Origin of the sequence: Haloferax profundi (genome assembly GCF_001469865.1) — an archaeon.
GTDB lineage: Archaea > Halobacteriota > Halobacteria > Halobacteriales > Haloferacaceae > Haloferax > Haloferax profundi.
In genome coordinates, this window is record NZ_LOPV01000121.1 from 1 (window position 1) to 595 (window position 595).

Genomic DNA, 595 nt, shown 5'->3' on the forward strand with positions numbered 1-595 from the left:
AACTTGGAGAACGACGCGGTCGCCGAGAGCGATCGTGTCCGTCTGGGTGACTTCGCTGAGGAGTTCCTCAGTGTCGTCGAAGTTGTCTGCAGTACCGGACGCTGCAGTCCAGGACTGGACAGCATCGGTACTCCGCTCAGTCAGGTCGAGCGTAGCGACGTCCTCTTCGTCTTCGACACGGTCGTCGCCGTTGTCGTCAGGGAGGGAGTCGTAGTCAGCCGACGAGGCAGCACGGAGATCGTAGTTGCCTTCCTCAAGCGGCGAGGAGAGCGAGGCGGAGATCTCGTCGTTGTTGATGTCGTCAGACGTGGAGACACGCTGGACGCCATCGGTGCCGAAGTCCTCATCGAACTCGTCGTCGCCTTCGATTTCGAAGGAATTGTCGCTATCGCCGGTTTCGAGACCAGCAGTACGCGTGTTCATGGTGACGTTGACAACGCCGTCTTCGTCGTCGTCAACGACCTTCAGCACTTCGAGGTAGTTGACGTCTTCACTACCAACGAAGATGTAGGCGTCGGTCGTGTCTTCGAGCTCAACGCCGAAGGTGACCTTGTCACCAACCTGCTGGGTGTAGGTCGACGACGTGAACGAGATG

The 595-nt window shown here is 58.5% G+C and carries 1 protein-coding gene; it reads right to left on the bottom strand.

Going from position 1 to position 595, the window contains the following annotated elements; genetic code table 11:
• Positions 1 to 595, bottom strand: a 595-nt coding sequence (locus AUR66_RS21820) for a DUF7827 domain-containing protein (protein WP_449271632.1), incomplete at both ends; no start/stop codon positions are given.